12 protein-coding genes and 1 tRNA gene are annotated in these 17,318 nt (G+C 66.3%); 9 read left to right on the top strand and 4 right to left on the bottom strand.

The window, feature by feature from the left end; genetic code table 11:
- Positions 1–11: 11 nt before the first annotated feature.
- Entirely contained in the window at positions 12–3,059 is a 3,048-nt protein-coding gene (locus L2Y94_RS14895; RefSeq protein ID WP_247367986.1) for a TonB-dependent receptor, read from the bottom strand.
- A gap of 444 nt (positions 3,060–3,503) precedes the next feature.
- Between L2Y94_RS14895 and L2Y94_RS14890 the strand changes: the two genes are divergently transcribed.
- The 7 genes from L2Y94_RS14890 (at position 3,504) to L2Y94_RS14860 (ending at position 11,794) form a co-directional block, all read left to right on the top strand.
- Positions 3,504–3,881: a DUF3455 domain-containing protein gene (locus L2Y94_RS14890; RefSeq protein WP_247367983.1), complete on the top strand. Its 378-nt coding sequence runs from the start codon at positions 3,504–3,506 to the stop codon at positions 3,879–3,881.
- 141 nt (positions 3,882–4,022) lie between these two features.
- Positions 4,023–4,727: a FadR/GntR family transcriptional regulator gene (locus L2Y94_RS14885; protein ID WP_247367981.1), complete on the top strand. Its 705-nt coding sequence runs from the start codon at positions 4,023–4,025 to the stop codon at positions 4,725–4,727.
- A gap of 149 nt (positions 4,728–4,876) precedes the next feature.
- Entirely contained in the window at positions 4,877–5,770 is an 894-nt protein-coding gene (locus L2Y94_RS14880; protein WP_247367978.1) for an aldose 1-epimerase, read from the top strand.
- 59 nt (positions 5,771–5,829) lie between these two features.
- Positions 5,830–8,055, top strand: a complete 2,226-nt coding sequence (locus L2Y94_RS14875) for an alpha-galactosidase (RefSeq protein WP_247367975.1) — start codon at positions 5,830–5,832, stop codon at positions 8,053–8,055.
- Positions 8,056–8,163: 108 nt separating this feature from the next.
- A complete protein-coding gene (locus L2Y94_RS14870; protein ID WP_247367973.1) occupies positions 8,164–10,347 on the top strand; it encodes an alpha-galactosidase D in 2,184 nt (727 codons plus the stop codon).
- Positions 10,348–10,525: 178 nt separating this feature from the next.
- Positions 10,526–11,665: a threonine aldolase family protein gene (locus L2Y94_RS14865; protein ID WP_247367954.1), complete on the top strand. Its 1,140-nt coding sequence runs from the start codon at positions 10,526–10,528 to the stop codon at positions 11,663–11,665.
- A 53-nt stretch (positions 11,666–11,718) separates the two neighbouring features.
- Positions 11,719–11,794, top strand: a tRNA-Gly gene (locus L2Y94_RS14860).
- Between the two features lie 36 nt (positions 11,795–11,830).
- On the opposite strand, the gene L2Y94_RS14855 is transcribed toward L2Y94_RS14860, so the two are convergent.
- Positions 11,831–12,058, bottom strand: coding sequence for a hypothetical protein (locus L2Y94_RS14855; protein ID WP_247367951.1), 228 nt, complete (start codon positions 12,056–12,058; stop codon positions 11,831–11,833).
- A gap of 141 nt (positions 12,059–12,199) precedes the next feature.
- Here L2Y94_RS14855 and L2Y94_RS14850 point away from each other — a divergent pair, with 141 nt between their 5' ends.
- Complete coding sequence (locus L2Y94_RS14850) at positions 12,200–12,376, top strand: hypothetical protein (RefSeq protein ID WP_247367948.1); 177 nt, start codon at positions 12,200–12,202, stop codon at positions 12,374–12,376.
- Here the strand turns inward: L2Y94_RS14850 and L2Y94_RS14845 are convergent.
- Positions 12,373–12,528, bottom strand: coding sequence for a hypothetical protein (locus L2Y94_RS14845; RefSeq protein WP_247367945.1), 156 nt, complete (start codon positions 12,526–12,528; stop codon positions 12,373–12,375). The two genes, L2Y94_RS14850 and L2Y94_RS14845, sit on opposite strands and share 4 nt — an antisense overlap.
- Before the next feature lie 338 nt (positions 12,529–12,866).
- Between L2Y94_RS14845 and L2Y94_RS14840 the strand changes: the two genes are divergently transcribed.
- Complete coding sequence (locus tag L2Y94_RS14840; RefSeq protein ID WP_144910053.1) at positions 12,867–13,520, top strand: response regulator; 654 nt, start codon at positions 12,867–12,869, stop codon at positions 13,518–13,520.
- 99 nt (positions 13,521–13,619) lie between these two features.
- On the opposite strand, the gene rne is transcribed toward L2Y94_RS14840, so the two are convergent.
- Entirely contained in the window at positions 13,620–16,934 is a 3,315-nt protein-coding gene (gene rne, locus L2Y94_RS14835) for a ribonuclease E (protein ID WP_247367928.1), read from the bottom strand.
- Positions 16,935–17,318 lie beyond the last annotated feature (384 nt).

Raw genomic sequence — 17,318 nt, 5'->3', positions numbered from 1 at the left:
GGTCCCGAACCTCAGAAATCGTAGTTCACGCCGAAACGCACGTAGCGTGGCGGCTCCAGCACCGTGGCGGTGCCATAGAGATCGTTGCGCTGCGAGGGCGTGGCGCTGGAATTGAAACGCGAGTAGATCGCCAGCGGCCGCTGCTCGTTGAGCGCGTTGAACACGCTCAGGTTGAACGACAGCTTGTGGTCGGCGAAGGCGGGCGCATAGGTGAGGTTCACGTCCACCTGGCGCGTCCAGGGCAGGTCGCCCTGCTTGCCGGGCGGGGACGGCTGGCCGTTGCACCAGTGGTACAGGCTGCCGTACCCGTCGGGCGTATTGGTGGCCGGGTCGTCGGGCGTGGGTCCGTAGAAGCCCAGGCAATAACGCGGCGCACCGGAGGCGAGCCGGATCACGCCGGACACCAGCCATTCGGGCGAGAAGCGATAGACGCCGTTGAACTTGATCTGGTGCGTATGGTTGTTGCTGGCCAGGCCGTTGGCGTTTTCCATCACGTAGGCGTTGTCCCAGTCCTGCGTCACGCCGACCGAATCGTCGCCGCGGCTCGCGGTGAGCAGGCCCGAGGAGTTGCCGTAGCTCCGCGAGAACACGTAGTCGAGCCGGCCACCCCAGGGGCCGTTCGCCAAGGGGTGCTCGAGGAACATTTCTAGCGCGTAGTAGTTGCGCTTGGGGCCCTGCGCGAAGCCCCAGTCGGCATCGCTCATGCGCGTGGTCACGTAACCGTTGGTGGTGGCCACGCGGAAGTCGTTGCTCTTGCCCGGGTTGAAGATGTAACAGGCGCCGCGATTGGCCGTGATCTGGTCGTCGGTGAGCCCGTAGAGGGCCTTGGTCTTGTCGATGAGCAGGTTGTCGCTGTCGCAGACGTCGTCGGAAATCTGCCGTAGCTTGCGGAAGGTTCCCTTGATGCCCGCGATCCAGGCGTCGCCCAGTGCCTTGGTGGCGCCGAGGATGAACTCGTCCTGGTATTCCGCGCCGAGGTTCTTCGAGGCGACCGTCGCCGGGTCGGGTGCCTGGCCCGTGTGGCCGTTGACGTTGTACGAGCCGAACTCCGCCAGGCCCGTCGGCATGCCGTTGGCGGCGATGCCCGTGTAGGTGTAGTAGTCGCGCTGCCACAGGTAGCCGGTGGCGCCGTCATAGGCCGTGTTGTTGTTGATGGCGAGGTAGTAGCGGCCGAGGTTGCCGAACACCTTCAGCGTGGCGTCGCCGAACACGTCCCAGCTGAAGCCCGCGCGTGGCGACCAGTTGTGGTTCTGCGAGGTGAACTTGACGCTGCTGTTGTTGTAGTTGGCGAAGGCATCGTTGCGCACGCCCACGGTGAGCAGGAAGCGATCGTTGACCTGCCAGTTGTCCTCGACGTACTGGGCCTTTTCCACGGTCTTCACGCCCGAGGCCCCGTTGGTGATCTCGTTGACGACGTAATAGCCGCGGCCACCCGGCGCGCCGATGCCGTTGGCGACGTCGATGGCACCCGCGCTCTGGCCGTAGGTCCAGGTGGACTGGTTGTTGCCCTGGTCGATGGTCTCGGGCTTGTCGTTGTCGATGCCGAGGTTGAGCGTGTGGTCGCCGAGCTTCCATTCGACGTTCAGTTGCAGGCTGGTGTTCTGCGATCCCTGGTCGGGCGCGGAGAGCGACGAAATCGTCTGCAGGTTGCTGATCGAGCGGCCGCCGGTGACCTGCGGGTCCTGGTCGGTGATGTTCTGCAGGTAGGGCAGGGTGGGGTCGTAACCGGCCGGCGAACTGTAGTCGTGCAGGCGCATACGCCCCCACAGGGCAGTAAAGGTGATGTCGTCGTTGACGTAGCTGGTGAACTTGCCGATGTAGGCCGTGCCACCGCTCTTGGTGAGCACGTTGGGTGCGGTGGTGCCGTCGGTGGCGAGGTTGGCGTAGCTGAAGTTCGTGTTCGTGCCCGAGCCCGATTGCTCACTGTGGATGCCGGTCAGTTCCAGGATGTTGTCGTCGGTGATGTTCCAGTTGATCTTGCCGTACCACTTCGGCGTCTTGTTCTTGTAGTGCAGCCGCGAGGCCTCGGCGTCGGGGTTCGACGGATCGGCGTTGGTGGCCGTGGTGTAGCCGCGCGTCGTGTCTTCCTCGGCCGCCGCGAAGAGGTACAGGCGATTCTCGATCAGCGGGCCGCCGATGTAGCCGCTATAGGTCGTCGTCCAGCTCTTGTCGTCGTTGCGGTAGTCGTACAACTGGCCCGCGAAGCGGTTGTTCGCATAGCGGATGTTGTCGGGCGAGGACTGCAGCGACTGCGGGCTCCACTGCGCCTGGAAGCCGAAGTGCCAGGTGTTGGTGCCGCTCTTGCCTACCTGGTTGATCACGCCGCCGTCCGATCGCCCGTACTTCGCGCTGTAGCCGCCGGTGAGCACTTCCTGCTGGTCGATGGCACCGTAGGGGAGTTGCAGCGCGCCCTCTCCCTTGTAGGGGTCCGTGGTGTTGAATCCGTTGATGTAATAGGCGTTCTCGGCGCCGCTCGAACCCCCGAAGGACACGAGGTTGCCGCCACCGCCGATGCGGCTGCCGTATAGCGCGCCCGAACTGGCCGTGCCCGGCGCGAGCAGGGCGATGTCTTCGGCGGTGCGGGCCAGCGGAAGTTGGCTGAGCTGTTGCGAGGTGATGACGGTGCGCGAGTCGACGGTCGATACGTCGATGGGCGGTTGCGTGGTCGCCGAGACGTTCACGCCGCCCAGTTCCGTGGCGGAGGCGGTGCCCGTGCCACCCGCGCCCGCGAAGTCGATCTGCGCCGAACCGCCGACGCGAAGCTCGACGCCTTCGCGCGTGGTGACGGTCGCACCGTCACGCACGAGGCTCACGCGATAGGTGCCGACGGGCAGCGACGATGCCTGGTAGTGACCGGAAGCATCGACGCCGACCTCGCGGCGTATGCCGTTCGAGCCCTCGATACGCACCGTTTGCCCGGCACCCCCGCCGCCGACGGTGCCCGCTACCGAGCCGGTGGTGGATTGCGCGAAGGCGCTTCCGGCGAAGGCCATGCCCATGCAGAGGGCCAGGACCTTCCGGGAGGTGCGATCGAGGGTGGCGCGCTTACGGTCGGGCATCGTTGACTCACCTTCGTGGGTAGGAGGGCATGGAACACGCGGCAACGCATGCGCGGTCACCGGAGGCGACGTCGTCCTGGAGCATGTCGGTGGCACCCCGGTAAACGCGGATTCGCGTCGAACAGCTTCGCGCCACCGTCGTTGCCGATGCCGGGGACGATGGCGCGTGTCTGGGTTGTATCAGGATGATTTTGGGTTGCCAAGCGATGGACGGATGGACGGCCGTGACGATGCGTATTTGCAACCTGTGCCTCACTCCGTGGCGTCGCAATGCACGATGATCGAAGCGATCACCTACTCGCGGCCTGACGTATGCGTTCATCGACACCGGCTCGTTTTTTCCCGTCCTTCGCCATGGCGGCGTGCGCTTTTTTCTTCGCGCCCATCGCGACGTCGCAAGATGTTGCGACGTCGCCGAAGGCCAGCGAAGCGTTCGCCGATGGCGTGCAGATCTACACGTGCGCCGCCAGGGTCGGGTCTTACGCGTGGCAACTGAAAGCGCCTGAGGCGACGCTGAAGGACGCGAAGGGCAACGTCGTCGGCAGGCATTTCGCCGGTCCCACGTGGCAGTCGTCGGACGGCAGTTCGGTCGTCGGCGAAGCGTTGAATACCTCGCCGTCGCCGGACGCCGGTGCGATACCCTGGCTGGTGCTGCGCGCGAAGGCGCATGGGGGGATGGGAAGCATGGCGACGGTCGAGTTCGTCGTGCGGACGCGTACCGAAGGGGGTATCGCGCCCGGGTCGGGTTGCGATGCCGCGCATGCGGGGAGCGACATCCGCATTCCGTATCGCGCGGTGTACCTCTTCTTTCGACATCCTTGAGTCGCCCCGGCGCCGAGGCGCTTCCGGGGGCACGCGTGGCCGCCGAACGGGCGGATTTGACTCCCGAGGACGGCGCTGTGTAGCGTTGCCGCGCGTGATTTGACACGCCAAGTCCTTGAGGAGCGACGCATCGTGAAGCCCGTGACCACTCGTAACCTGCATGGCCAAGTGGTCCAGGAGCTGGGGCAGATGATCGTCGGCGGCAAGCTCAAGCCGGGGGAGGGGCTACCCCGCGAAGAGGTGCTGGCCGAACAGATGAAAGTGAGCCGCACGGCCCTGCGCGAGGCGATGAAGGTGCTAGTGACCAAGGGCCTGATCGAGTCGCGCCAGCGCACCGGGGCCCGCGTGCGCGATGCGATGTACTGGAACCAGCTCGATGCCGACGTGCTGGCCTGGCGGTGCGCGCAGATGCCCACGGAGAGCTTCGTCGAAAAACTCGTGGAAATGCGAGAGCTTATCGAGCCCGCCGCCGCGGCGGCCGCGGCGAGGCGGCGTACGCCCAAGCAACTGGAGGATCTCAAGGCCGCCTATGAGGCGATGGCCGCCTCCGAAGACCTCGACGCGTGGGCGGAGGCGGACCTCGCCTTCCACGAATCCCTGCTGCGCGCCACCAACAACGAGCTCATGGTGTCGCTCTTCTCCGTGATCGAGACGGCGCTGGGCACGTTCTTCCTGCTTTCCGCGCGCAATTCGGAGAACTTCAAGCTGGCCCTCCCGCATCACGAGAAGGTGTACGAAGCGGTGAAGAAGCGGCAGCCCGAAGTGGCCCGGCAGGCCATGCTGCGCATGGTCGCCGAGTCGCGCGACAACATCAGCGGTCGCGGCCGCCGCACCCGAAAGAGCTAGCCGGACCGGCGCCCCAACGCGGTTTCGGCGTTTGCTGCGCCGCAGCTTGCGGCCCGATTATAATAAAATACTACAATTAGTCCCTGGGACGTCGCGGACCGGGCGGGCTTTCGCCGTCGGCGCGTCATACGACTGGGGAACGTTCTGACGTGATCGAGCTCGAAGATGGCCGGCTTCGCGTTGTGCTCCTGCCCGAGGTGGGAGGGGGCGTCGCGCGGTTCGACTGGCTGGGCGACGACGGTGCCGTGCCCTTGATGCGGCCTTACGAGGGCGGCCACGAGGTGGCACCGGGCCGACCGGAGCCGAACCGGCTCGCGTGCTATCCGTTGGTGCCGTGGAGCAATCGCATCGCTGGCGGTGGTTTCACCCATGGGGGGCACCGTGTCGACCTGTCGCCCAATCGCGATGACGATCCGTATCCGATCCACGGCAGCGCCTGGCAGAGGCCATGGACCGTGGAGACCCGGGACGCCCGTACGGCGAGGATGACCCTGGAAGACCGGTTGCCCGGCGGTTACGCCTATCACGCCACCATGCGTTACGCGCTCGCCAACGGCGTGCTCGACGTGCGCTTGCGGGTGATCAACACGGGCGAGGCGACCTTGCCTTTCGGCATCGGCCTGCACCCGTTCTTTCCCCGCCACGGGGGCGTACGCCTGCATGCGCCCGCCACCGGCGTCTGGCTCAACGACGGGCACGGTCCGATGCCGACGGAACACGTGGCCCCGCCACGGGCGTGGGACTTCGCCACGTCGGTGCCGCTGCCGGACGAGGGGCTCAATCATGCCTTCACCGGATGGACGGGCCGCGCGACCGTGGAATGGCCCGACAAGCGCATGAAGCTGCACATCGACGCGGAAGACCACGTCTACGTGCTCTACGTGCCGGCCGGCGAGGATTTCTTCTGTTTCGAACCGGTGGACCATCCCATCGATGCCGTCCACCTCCCGGGTGGTGCCGTCGCCAACGGCATGACCGAGCTTGCCCGTGGAACCTCCATGGAACGGAGGTTCCTTTTTCGCGTGGAAGCACCCGTCGGTTGAGTGCGCCGCGCTCGCGACGCCACACTGGCCGACTTACGAACGAAGAGGACGATCCGCCGATGTTCCGTATCCATGCATCCCGTTTTGCGCTGGTCCTGGCCGGTGGCGCCTTCATCGCGCCGTCGGCCTTCGCGGCATCGAAAGACGTCACGCCACGCTACGATGCGGAGCACAAGGTATTCCGCCTTGACGCCGCCGGCGTCACCTATGCCATGGGCGTGAACGCCGACGGCCGCCTGCAGACGCTCTACTGGGGTGCCCGGCTGGCACAGGACGATCCGCTCGGCCCGGCACAGATCCCTCCGCAGCGCTCCTCGTTCGATCCCTCCGCCGCCGTCACGCGCCAGGAATACGCAGGGTGGGGCGGCGCGATCACCACCACGCCCGCGTTGAAGGTACGCTTCGACGACGGCAATCGCGACCTCGTGCTCCGCTACGACAGCTATCGCGTGGAAGGCGACGGCCTGTCGATCCGCATGGACGACAAGCAGGCGGGCGTGGAAGTGACGCTGCGCTACACCATGGACGCGGCCACGGGCATCGTCGGCCGCTCCGCGCACATCGAGAACAAGAGCAGGCAGGCGCTCACCGTCGACGAGGCGGCCGCCGCCACCTGGAGCCTTCCCGCGGGCGATTATTCGCTGCGCTATCTCACCGGCACCTGGGCCGGCGAATGGCATCTGCAGACCCGCGCCATCGCGCCGGGTTCCACCGTGCTGGAAAGCCGGCGCGGCAGCACGGGCGACGAGAACAATCCCTGGTTCGCGATCGGCCGCGGCGGTGAATGGAACGAAGAACACGGCGACGTCTGGTTCGGCGCATTGGCGTGGAGCGGCTCGTGGCGCATCCGCGTGGACGAGGACATCCTCGGCCAGGTGCGCGTCACCGGCGGTTTCAATACCTTCGACTTCGGCTATCGCCTGAAACCGGGCGAATCGCTGAACACGCCCATCTTCTACGCCGGTTACACGCCGGACGGCGCGGGCGAGGCCTCGCGCCTGCTGCATCGCTTCGAACGCAACCGCATCCTTCCCGAAGGCCCGTCGGCGAAGCCGCGCCCCGTGCTCTACAACTCGTGGGAGGCCACCGAATTCAAGGTGGACGAGGCGGGACAGGAAAAACTGGCCGAAAAGGCCGCCGCGCTCGGCGTCGAACGCTTCGTGGTCGATGACGGCTGGTTCGGTGCGCGCAACAGCGACCATGCCGGCCTCGGCGACTGGACGGTGAACCGCACGAAGTTCCCGAATGGCCTTAAGCCGCTCATCGACAAGGTGCACGGGCTCGGCATGAGCTTCGGCCTGTGGGTGGAGCCGGAGATGGTCAATCCCGACAGCGACCTCTATCGCGCGCATCCGGATTGGGTGCTCAACTTTCCGGGCCGCCAGCGCAGCGAGGGGCGCAACCAGCTGGTGCTCAACCTCGCGCGCGACGACGTGAAGGCCTACGTGACCGACGTGCTCGACAAGTTGCTCGCCGAGAACGACATCCAGTTCCTGAAATGGGACTACAACCGCAACTGGTCCGAGCCGGGCTGGCCACAGATGTCGCCGGAAGATCAGCAGAAGGTCTACGTGACCTACGTGCGCAATCTCTACGACATCTTCCGCCGCCTGCGCCAGCGTCATCCGGGGCTGGAGATCGAATCGTGCTCCGGCGGCGGCGCGCGCGTCGACCTGGGCGTGATGGCGCTGACCGACGAGGTGTGGCCGTCGGACAATACGGATCCGTCCGATCGCCTCTCCATCCAGGACGGCTTCAGCCAGGCCTATGCGCCGGCGACGATGATGGCCTGGGTCACCGGCTCGCCCAATTGGGTGAACAACCGCACCAGTTCGCTGGATTTCCGTTTCCTTTCCTCGATGCAGGGTGGCCTGGGTATCGGCGCGAACCTGCTGGAGTGGACGCCGGCGGATGGAGAGACGGCGCGCCATTACATCGCCGAGTACAAGACCATTCGCGCCACCGTGCAGCGTGGCGACCTCTATCGCCTGGTGTCGCCGCAGAACAGGGCGCCATGGTCGGCCACCGAGTCGGTGTCGACCGACGGCAAGCAGGTCGTGCTGTTCGCGTTCCAGCGGCAGGGTGAGGAAGCACGTCCCTTCCCGACGCTGCGTTTGCGCGGACTCGATCCGAAAGCGCATTACCGCCTGCGTTTCATCCATGGCAAGGCGATGCCCGGCACGCCCGAGGTGGCGAGCGGTGCCTATTGGATGCAGCACGGCCTGGACCTGATGTTGAAGGGCGATCTCGTGGCGGCGGGCGCGGTGTTCACGCGCGAGTCCTGAGATCGCCCGCGCCGACGGCGCGCAGCGCGCCACGTCATCGAACGTTCGACCAAGGGTTTCTACCGTGCCCGCGAGAGCGGGCGCTTCCTTCACCCATGGAGTCGCGCCATGCACGATCGCAACGCTTCGTTTCCGTCACGCACCCGCCTCGCCATCGCCTGCGGGTTGCTAGCCCTCGCCACGGGCGCTTCGGCCCAGGTCAACGGCGTGGCGCAAAGACCGTATCTCGGCTGGAGCAGTTTCAGCCAGCAGACGATCGAGTCCAACTTCCTTACGCAGGCCAACATGATCAAGCAGTCCGACGCGCTCAAGGCGTCGGGCCTGCAGGATCACGGCTATACCTACATCAACCTCGATTCGGGCTGGATGGGCGCGTTCGACGGCAACGGCCGTCCGATCCCCGATCCGACGACGTTCCCCGACATCAAGGCGATGATCGATCACATCCACGCCAACGGACAGAAGGCGGGCATCTATTGGATCCCCGGCGTGGAAGAGCCGGCGGTGCAGGGCAACTATCCCATCCTCGGTACGCCGTACCACATCCAGGACATCCTCGCGTTGCCGCACCGCGCGGGCAATGCCTTCGGCGGCCCGGGCGAATCGCCGTACCACTACAAGATCGATTTCTCCAAGCCGGGCGCGCAGGAGTACATGGATTCGGTAGTGGCGTTGTTCGCATCCTGGGGCGTGGATTTCATCAAGCTCGACGGTGTTACCCCGGGCTCGTACAGCGACGACCTGCACATCGACAACCGCGACGATGTCGCCGCGTGGTCGAAGGCCATCGCGCGCAGCGGCCGGCCCATCTGGTTCACCGTGTCGTGGCAGGTGGACAAGGATTACATTGACGTCTGGCGCACCTGGTCGAACGCGCGCCGCATCGACGACGACGTGGAGTGCGAAAGCCGCTGCGCCACGCTCACCAACTGGCCGCGCATCGAGAAGCGCTTTCGCGATCTTCCCGGCTGGCAGGACGTGACCGGCCCGTCGCAGGGCTGGAACGACCTCGATTCGCTGGACATCGGCGATGGCGCGCTCGACGGCCTGAGCCTCGACGAGAAGCGCTCGGCCTTCACGCTGTGGTCGATGGCCAACGCGCCGCTCTACCTCGGCGGCGACCTCACCAAGCTCGACGCCGACGGCAAGGCCATTGCCACCAACGACGAGGTGATCGCGGTAAACCAGTCGGGCAAGCCGGCGAAACAGCTTCGCGGCGGTGAATTGCCGGTGTGGGTGAGCGATCTCGGCAACGGGCGTTACTACGTGGCGTTGTTCAACATGAACGCGACCAAGGCCGTGGTCGAGCTGCCGTGGAAGGACATGGGCATCACCGGTGCGCTGCGCGTTCGCGACCTGTGGAGCCACAAGGAACTCGGCCCGTCCTACGGCAACCACGTGACCATCCTGCCGGGGCACGGCACGCAACTGCTGCTGGTGCAGGCGCTGCCGGGACACGTGGCGGCCGACCCGTCGGTCAGCCACGAAGCCGAAACCGCGGTGCTGGGCGGCACGGCGACCGCCTACGATTGCGTGGCCTGTTCCGGCGGCAAGAAGGTCGGCGGCCTCGGCTTGGGCGCGAACAATACCGTGACGTTCAACGACGTGTACGCACCGCGCGACGGCTCTTACCTGATGCGCATCGACTCGTTGACGCAAGGCCTGCGTTCGTACCTCTTCCAGGTCAACGATGGCCCGCAGCAGACCTTCAACTCCGGCGGCGGCAGCTTCCAGTTGCCCTCGAGCAGCGTCGTGCCGGTGTGCTTGCGCAAGGGCAACAACCGCATCCAGTTCGGCAACGCGGTGAGCTACCCGCCGGACCTCGATCGCATCGCCATCAGCGGTCGCGGCGATGCGCCGCGTTCGGACGCCACCACCTACGAGGCCGAGTCGGCGACGTTGGGCGGCACGGTCACCGCCGGCTTCAGCAATTACTTCTCGGGTCTGGCCAAGGCCGGCAACATCGGTGGCGGCAGCGCCAATTCGGTCACGTTCACCAACGTCAGCGTGCCGAGGGAGGGCGTCTACCAGCTCGAGATCGACTATGCGACCAGCGGGCCGCGCGGTTTGCAGATGTCGATCAACGGCGCCACGCCGCAAGACCTGGCCCTGGACGGCAGCAGTTTCGACGATCCGGTGGCGAAGGTGCTGGAGGTGCGTTTGCTGAAGGGCCGCAACACGATCCAGTTCGGCAATGCCACCGGTTTCGCGCCCGACCTCGATCGCATCGTGGTTGCTCCGCGCGTGGTGCCTGCGCTGCTGGGGGCGACGTCGCAGGCCTGTCCGAGGTAGGCGGGGTTCGGCTCCGCGGGCATCGCGGACAGGGTCCACTTACACCCTCCGGTAGGATGGTTGCTACCGAAGGGTGGGAGCGGCCCCTGTCCGCGATGGATATCCCGCCTTTCGGCACATGGCCGGTGGCCGCTCGCCGTGCGAGCCTCCAGCGATCCACCACCGCGGGGGCTTTGGCATGGTCAGTCGTCGTGAGTTCATCCAGTCGGTACCGGTGGGCGCGCTCGCGCTTGCCGCGGGCGGTACGGCATGGGCCGCGCCGACGGGCAAGCCGATTCCCGTCGAGAAGGTGGTCGCGCTGGCGGGCGACGGCATCCCGTCGCGGGCCATTCATTACCCTGGGCAACTCGAAGCCGCGCTGCAAGGCGATACCGACATCGGCGACGCCTATCTGCACGAAGGCGCCGTAGGCAAGCTCGAGGCGCGTTTCGCCGCCATGCTGGGCAAGGAGGACGCCGTCTTCATGCCTACCGGCACCATGGCGAACCAGGTAGCCCTACGCATTCTCTGCGGCGAACGTCGCCACCTGCTCCTGCAGAAGGAAAGCCACGTCTACCGTGACGAAGAAGACGCCACGCCGGTACTCAGCGGCATCAATCCCGTGCCGCTCGACGGCGGCACCGACGAGGCCCTGGTCGCGTCCGCGGAAGCGGCGTTCAACCAGCGCGGGGAAGATCCCTATCCCGTGGAGATCGGCGCGATCTCCATCGAAAGCCCGGTGCGCCGCCTCGATGGTTCGTGCGTGGATCTTGCGGTGATCCAGCGCCTGTCGGAGCTGGCCAGGCGCAATGGCACGGGCATGCACCTGGACGGCGCGCGCCTGCTGCTGATGAGCGGGCAGGCGGGTTTCGATCCCCGCACGTATGCGGCGCCGTTCGATACGGTCTACGTATCGCTCTACAAGTACCTGGGCGCGCCGTTCGGCGCGATCCTCGCCGGCGACAAGGCGCGCATGGAGCGTGCCCGCCACGTGCGCCACATCTTCGGCGGCACCCTCTACCACGGCTGGCCCGCCGCGCTTCCCGCGCTACGCCACCTGGACGGCTTCACCGAACGCTTCGCCAAGGTCCGTGCCGCGGGCGAGGCCTTGCTCAAGCGCCTCGATACCGTGCCCGGCATCCGCGTGGAGCGCGTGCCGAGGGCAAGCAACATCGCCATCCTCCGCCTCGACGACAGCGTGGCCGCGGGACTGGGCGAGCGCGCCCACAAGGCCGACATCGCCCTGGGCGGGGCGCAGGACGGCCGACTGCCGATCGCCTTCAACGAGACCCTCCTGCGTCGGCCCGTCGAGGCGATTGCCGCGGTCTTCCCCGCCTGAATTCGGCGGGCTTGCACGAATCGAAAATCGCCCTATAATGACCGGCTCACCAAGCGGGAATAGCTCAGTTGGTAGAGCACGACCTTGCCAAGGTCGGGGTCGCGAGTTCGAGTCTCGTTTCCCGCTCCAGATTCAAAAGAAGCCTCGGCCGACGCCGGGGCTTTTTTATTTGCCGGCGTTCGTGGGCGGCGTTCTCGGTTTGTCGGCACAGATCGAGCGATTCAACGCGCGATCCGCCTCGCTTTCGTCCGATACCGTCAGGCGAGCGAGGCAACTTTCGTAGGTCTCGGGTGCCCCGGCATTCTTCGAGCGGGTATCGAAATACACCGCCGCGACAATGACCGCGAGCACGATGGCGATCCACGGCAGGTAGTCGGACAGGCTTTTGCGCATGGTACGTGGCGAGGATGGAACCGGACTGCATGATACGCCGCGCCATCGCATCGCGTGCAGGCGCCCTAGCCACCTCTTTCACGTCGTCGGCATCCGCTGCATTGGAGTCTGCCCGCCACAGGGCACGGCGAGGGCGTGGACATGCCGAACGATCGAACGAACACCATCGGGGCGATGGCCGCCGGCAGGCTGTTGATACAGGCTACCGGCGGTCGCTGGGGGCCGGTTCTCGCCGTCCTCGCCGGTATCGTGCTGGTAAGGCGGATACTGGCCGGAAAGGCGCAGCGCAGGCTGCGCCACGATCGGGAGCGGGACTAATCCGGCTTCTTGTGCTGGTTGTCTTCCCCGGTATCGTCCAGGGGATCGCCGGACGCATCGGTTTCCGGTTGACGGGTCGAAGGGGACGGATCCTTTGGCGGCGGATCGTTCTGTCCCGGGTGCTGCGGCGGACGGCCTTTTTCGTTGGCCATGGGGAACCTCCTTCGTGGTGGGGGGAGGGTCCACCTTGCGTGTCCTGGGCTGACGGTTTTGTCAGTATCCCGTGAGGGGAGTGAACGCGCCTTTTTGGCGAAACGGCGCGAAAACTAAGAAAGCACTCACCTTTTCCTGTGAGGCTTCAGCGACAACGTGTACGGGAATTTTCCTCGCGTATGGCGAGGGTAACTCCGCTATATGAGGCCAAGGACAGTTCGGATCATACTGGGACGCTGGTTGTCTCGCCTGCACATCTGGCATTGTATGCATTCGCAGGCTGTGCGCTTTTGATGGAGCGCGCTCAGAAGTACAGTCGGCCCAGGGAGGGCACCAAATGATTAACGTAGTATTGGTTGACGACCACGAGTTGGTTCGGACCGGTTTCCGGATGATCCTGCAGCAACAGGCGGATTTCCGGATTCGAGGGGAGGCAGGGACGGCGGAAGAAGGTCTGCGACTCATCAGGGCACAGTCCCCCGACATCGCTCTGGTCGATGTCCACATGCCGGGCATGAGTGGCGTCGAGCTGACGGAGCGGGTCATCCGCGCCAAACTGAGAACCAACATCGTCATCCTCACCGTCGTCGACGACGCACGGTTCCCCAAGCGCCTGCTCGATGCCGGTGCGTTGGGATATCTCACCAAGGGGTGCAATGCGGAGGAACTGCTCAGCGCCGTGCGAAGCGTGGCCAGCGGTCGCCGTTACCTCGCGCCCACGGTGGCGCAGCAACTCGCCTTGGCGACGCTCGACGGCTCGGATTCACCGTTCGATACCCTGTCCACGCGCGAGATGGAGGTGTCGATGATGCTGGTGCGCGGCATGCCGCTCACCTCCATCGGCGAACGTCTCAATCTCAGCCCGAAAACGGTCTCGACCTATAAGCAGCGGCTCATGGAGAAGCTGCACGTCGATCATGTGGTGGGGTTGGCCCATCTGATGACCGTTCACGGGTTGCTCGATACGCATAATCATCAGGTCGGTAGTTGAACGCATCGACGACATGACGAAAAAACGCCGGGCATGACCCGGCGTTTTTTTTGTACGACCCACTTACCCGGGAGGAGCTGGCTCCTCCCGGTGTGTCCATCAGGCGTCGTGTTTCGACTCGTCGCCGTGGGACGGCGGCTCCTGACGCGGACGCGTGAGCAGATCCCCTTGTGCCGGGGCTGCCCATACGGGCTGCGACACGTGCGAGACATTGGACGCCTCGGGAGCCTTGGGCGTGGAGGCGGCCGGATCGGGTGCCTCGGCCGAAGCCGGTGCCGCGGTGGCCGCCACGTCCGGCGTGTCGAGGGCCGCTTTCCGCTTGGTCTGCTCGTCGCTCGGCGTGGAGGTCTCCGGCTCGACGTGGGCGGGCGCGGTCGCCGCGGCGACGGGTGCATCGGCCTTCGGCGCGTTCGGCTCTTCCGTCGACTCGACGGTGGGTGCCGCCTGCACCGGCGCGAACGTCGGTGTCACCGGTTCGGCGGGAGCTGCGGGTTCGTCGTGCACCGGCGGCCGGCTATCGTTTTCGACAGGAGCGGCGAGAGCTTCGTCGACCAGCCCGCGGGCGGGAGCATCGAGCACCGACGAGGGCGCGTCGACGGAGGCGGGCGTCGCATCCGACGACGTACCGACGACGGGCAGCTCGACCTCCGCCTCGGCAACGGAGACGGCCTGGGGGGCGTTCTTCAGCGGGGCATCCGACTCGGTCTGGCGACGCTCGGTGACGCGCACCTCGGCCGCATCGGCCGGTGTCGCCACCGGTTCACCCGAGGCGACCGGCGCGGCGGCGTGCACGCTACCCGGGATCGGCGGCAGCTTGGGCAGCGAGGGCAGGGTAAGCGCCGAAGGCACCTTTTCACCGTCGCCGTCGTCGTCCGTGGTGCCGGCGGGGCGCGTGGCGACCTCGCTGGGCTTATCCACGGTGAAGGCATGCTTCGCGGCCTCGGCGGTGTCCAGCACCGGCGGCACGCTGTCGCTGTCGCGAGCGGTGGCCGGGGCCTCGTCGCCATCCTCGTCGTCGAGATCGTCGGCACCGGCCGAACCCTCGAGGGCGCCGGCCTGGGTGCCGTCTTCCTGGCGACGGCGACGACGGCCGCCGCGGCGTCCGCGACGGCGGCGCTGACCGCCTTCGCCCGCTTCGCGCGTACCTTCAGCGGATGCGGCGGAGAGGTTGTCGTCGACGGAGGCGGTCTCGGTCGCTTCGGCTTCCGGCGATACCGGCTTTTCTTCGACGACAGGGGCCGGGGTGACGGGCTTCTCGACCGGCGCGCGCGTCGCGGCGGCGACGGTTACGGCCGCACCCGTAGCGGCCACGGTCGCGGCGGCAGCCGTCTTGTCCAGCTTTTCGGTCTTGTCGCCCTGCGGTGCGCGTTCGCCGCGTGGCTGCTGGCGACGGCCTTCACCGGCCTGCTGCTGGGGCTTGTCCTGCTTGTCCTGTTCGGGGCGGTTGCCCTTCTGCCGCTGGGGCTTGTCCTCGGCCTGGCGCTGGGGCTTGTTGCCCGCCTTGGCCTGCTGCTGGCCCTGGCCCTGCGGCTTGCCCTGGATAGTGTCCTTGCGCTGACCCTGCGACGGGCCCTGGCGCGACTCGCCGCCCTTACGGCCTTCGCCGCGACGGCCGTTGCGTTCGTTGCGGCCGCCCTGGCGGGTGTCCTCGCGCTTGGCCGGTGCCGGCGGCGCGGCCGCGGGGGCAGGCTGGGCGCCACCGCCGAACAGGCTGCCGAACAGGCGCGAGAAGAAGCCGCCGGTGGGCGCGGCGGGCGCCGCCTTGGCCGGGGCAGCCGGCGCCGGTGCGGTCGGCTCGACCTCGTCGCGCATCGGGGCGGGCGACGCCGGCACGACGCCGGTCACCAGCGGCTGTTCGCCGCTGCCGAGCATCTGGCCCATCTTCGGCAATGCCGTGGCGACCACGGGCGTGGTGCGCTCGTAGCTCGGCTTGCTGTGCTCGCCCATGTCCGCTTCGCGGATGCGGGTGATTTCCAGGTGCGGGGTTTCGAGCTTGTCGTCGGCGACCACCACCACGTGGACGCTGTGGCGCAGTTCGATCTCGACGATGCTGGCGCGCTTCTCGTTGAGCAGGAAGTTGGCGACCGACGGCGGCGCCTGCACCAGGACCTGCCCGGTGTTTTCCTTCATCGCGTGTTCTTCGATCAGGCGCAGCGTGGACAGCGCCAGGGATTCCACGCTGCGGATGTGGCCGTGGCCCTCGCAACGCGGGCAGACGATCTGCGTGGCCTCGCCCAGGCTCGGGCGCAGGCGCTGGCGGGACATCTCCAGCAGGCCGAAGCGCGAGATGCGGCCGATCTGCACGCGGGCGCGGTCGGCCTTCAGGGCGTCCTTCAGGCGCTCCTCGACCTCGCGCTGGTGGCGCGGGCTGTCCATGTCGATGAAGTCGATGACGATCAGGCCGCCGGCGTCGCGGATGCGCAACTGGCGGGCGATCTCGGTGGCGGCTTCGAGGTTGGTGTTGAACGCCGTCTCTTCGATGTCGCTGCCCTTGGTGGCCTTCGACGAGTTGATGTCGATGGCGGTCAGGGCTTCGGTCTGGTCGATGACGATCGAGCCGCCGGAGGGCAAGCGGACGTTGCGCTCGAAGATGCTCTCGATCTGCGTTTCGATCTGGTAGCGCGAGAAGAGCGGGGTGGGATCCTGGTAGAGCTTGAGCTTGCGCAGGTTGTTGGGCATCACCTGCTGCACGAAATCGCGGGCGTCCTTGAAGAGGGACTCCTCGTCGATGAGGATCTCGCCGATGTCGTTGCGCAGGTAATCGCGCAGGGCGCGGATGAAGAGCTTGGATTCCTGGTAGATCAGGAACGGCGCCTTCTGCGAGTTGGCGGCCGCCGAGATCGACTTCCACAGCTGCAGGAGGTAGTCGAGGTCCCATTGAAGCTCTTCGGCGTCGCGGCCCATGCCGGCGGTGCGCACGATGAGGCCCATCTCGTCGGGCACCGAGAGGTGCTCCATGGCCTCCTTGAGGGCCTGCCGGTCTTCACCCTCGATGCGGCGCGAGACGCCGCCGGCACGGGGGTTGTTGGGCATGAGCACCATGTAGCGGCCGGCCAGGCTGATGAACGTGGTGAGGGCCGCGCCCTTGTTGCCGCGCTCTTCCTTCTCGACCTGGACGATGATCTCCTGGCCTTCCTTCAGGAGTTCGCGGATGTTGGATTTGCCTTCCGCGTTGGGATTGAAGTAATCGCGGGAGATTTCCTTCAGCGGAAGGAAGCCGTGGCGCTCGGCGCCGTAATCGACGAAGCACGCTTCCAGGGAGGGCTCTACGCGGGTGATGCGACCCTTGTAGATGTTGGCTTTTTTCTGTTCCCGCGAAGGGATTTCGATATCGAGGTCGTACAGGTTCTGGCCATCGACGATGGCCACACGCAACTCTTCGCGCTGAGTCGCGTTGATCAACATACGCTTCATTGTGGGTTCCTCGGCCTTGCCGCGCGGCCGCGCGCCGCGGTGGCGCCATGTGGCGGCCTGCCGGGGATCGCGCCGCTGCGATGAGGCTTAAAGCGGCATAAGATCCGGGACCGATACCTGGGCCCGGCGTGATTCGTGAATATGCGCCTTGCAACCGGACCGCATCCCTACGGACCAGCCGGACAACCGCAACCCGAACCGTTACGATGTGGGGTGCCTTTTCGTCCGCCGCCCCCTCGGACGGCATGACGCGACACTCGCCTTACGCGACGGAACCGGCACCCCGCGAGAGATGAGTCTTCAGCGGAGCCTGGCGCTCGCCGAGTATCCTATCAATTTCGAGTTTTATCAATGCAGACGGTAACTTCCCTCGACGGGGCCCAA

The organism is Luteibacter aegosomatis, from assembly GCF_023078455.1.
Lineage (GTDB): Bacteria > Pseudomonadota > Gammaproteobacteria > Xanthomonadales > Rhodanobacteraceae > Luteibacter > Luteibacter aegosomatis.
Note: the sequence above shows the minus strand (reverse complement) of the source record. Positions and strands in the feature narration are given on the sequence as shown.

What these genes read in the sequence shown, in the direction of transcription:
- rne (WP_247367928.1), bottom strand. Translation starts at nt 16,934, where the DNA reads ATGAAGCGTATGTTGATCAACGCGACTCAGCGCGAAGAGTTGCGTGTG.
- L2Y94_RS14870 (WP_247367973.1), top strand. Translation starts at nt 8,164, where the DNA reads ATGCACGATCGCAACGCTTCGTTTCCGTCACGCACCCGCCTCGCCATC.
- L2Y94_RS14850 (WP_247367948.1), top strand. Translation starts at nt 12,200, where the DNA reads ATGCCGAACGATCGAACGAACACCATCGGGGCGATGGCCGCCGGCAGG.
- L2Y94_RS14875 (WP_247367975.1), top strand. Translation starts at nt 5,830, where the DNA reads ATGTTCCGTATCCATGCATCCCGTTTTGCGCTGGTCCTGGCCGGTGGC.
- L2Y94_RS14895 (WP_247367986.1), bottom strand. Translation starts at nt 3,059, where the DNA reads ATGCCCGACCGTAAGCGCGCCACCCTCGATCGCACCTCCCGGAAGGTC.
- L2Y94_RS14865 (WP_247367954.1), top strand. Translation starts at nt 10,526, where the DNA reads ATGGTCAGTCGTCGTGAGTTCATCCAGTCGGTACCGGTGGGCGCGCTC.
- L2Y94_RS14840 (WP_144910053.1), top strand. Translation starts at nt 12,867, where the DNA reads ATGATTAACGTAGTATTGGTTGACGACCACGAGTTGGTTCGGACCGGT.
- L2Y94_RS14845 (WP_247367945.1), bottom strand. Translation starts at nt 12,528, where the DNA reads ATGGCCAACGAAAAAGGCCGTCCGCCGCAGCACCCGGGACAGAACGAT.
- L2Y94_RS14855 (WP_247367951.1), bottom strand. Translation starts at nt 12,058, where the DNA reads ATGCGCAAAAGCCTGTCCGACTACCTGCCGTGGATCGCCATCGTGCTC.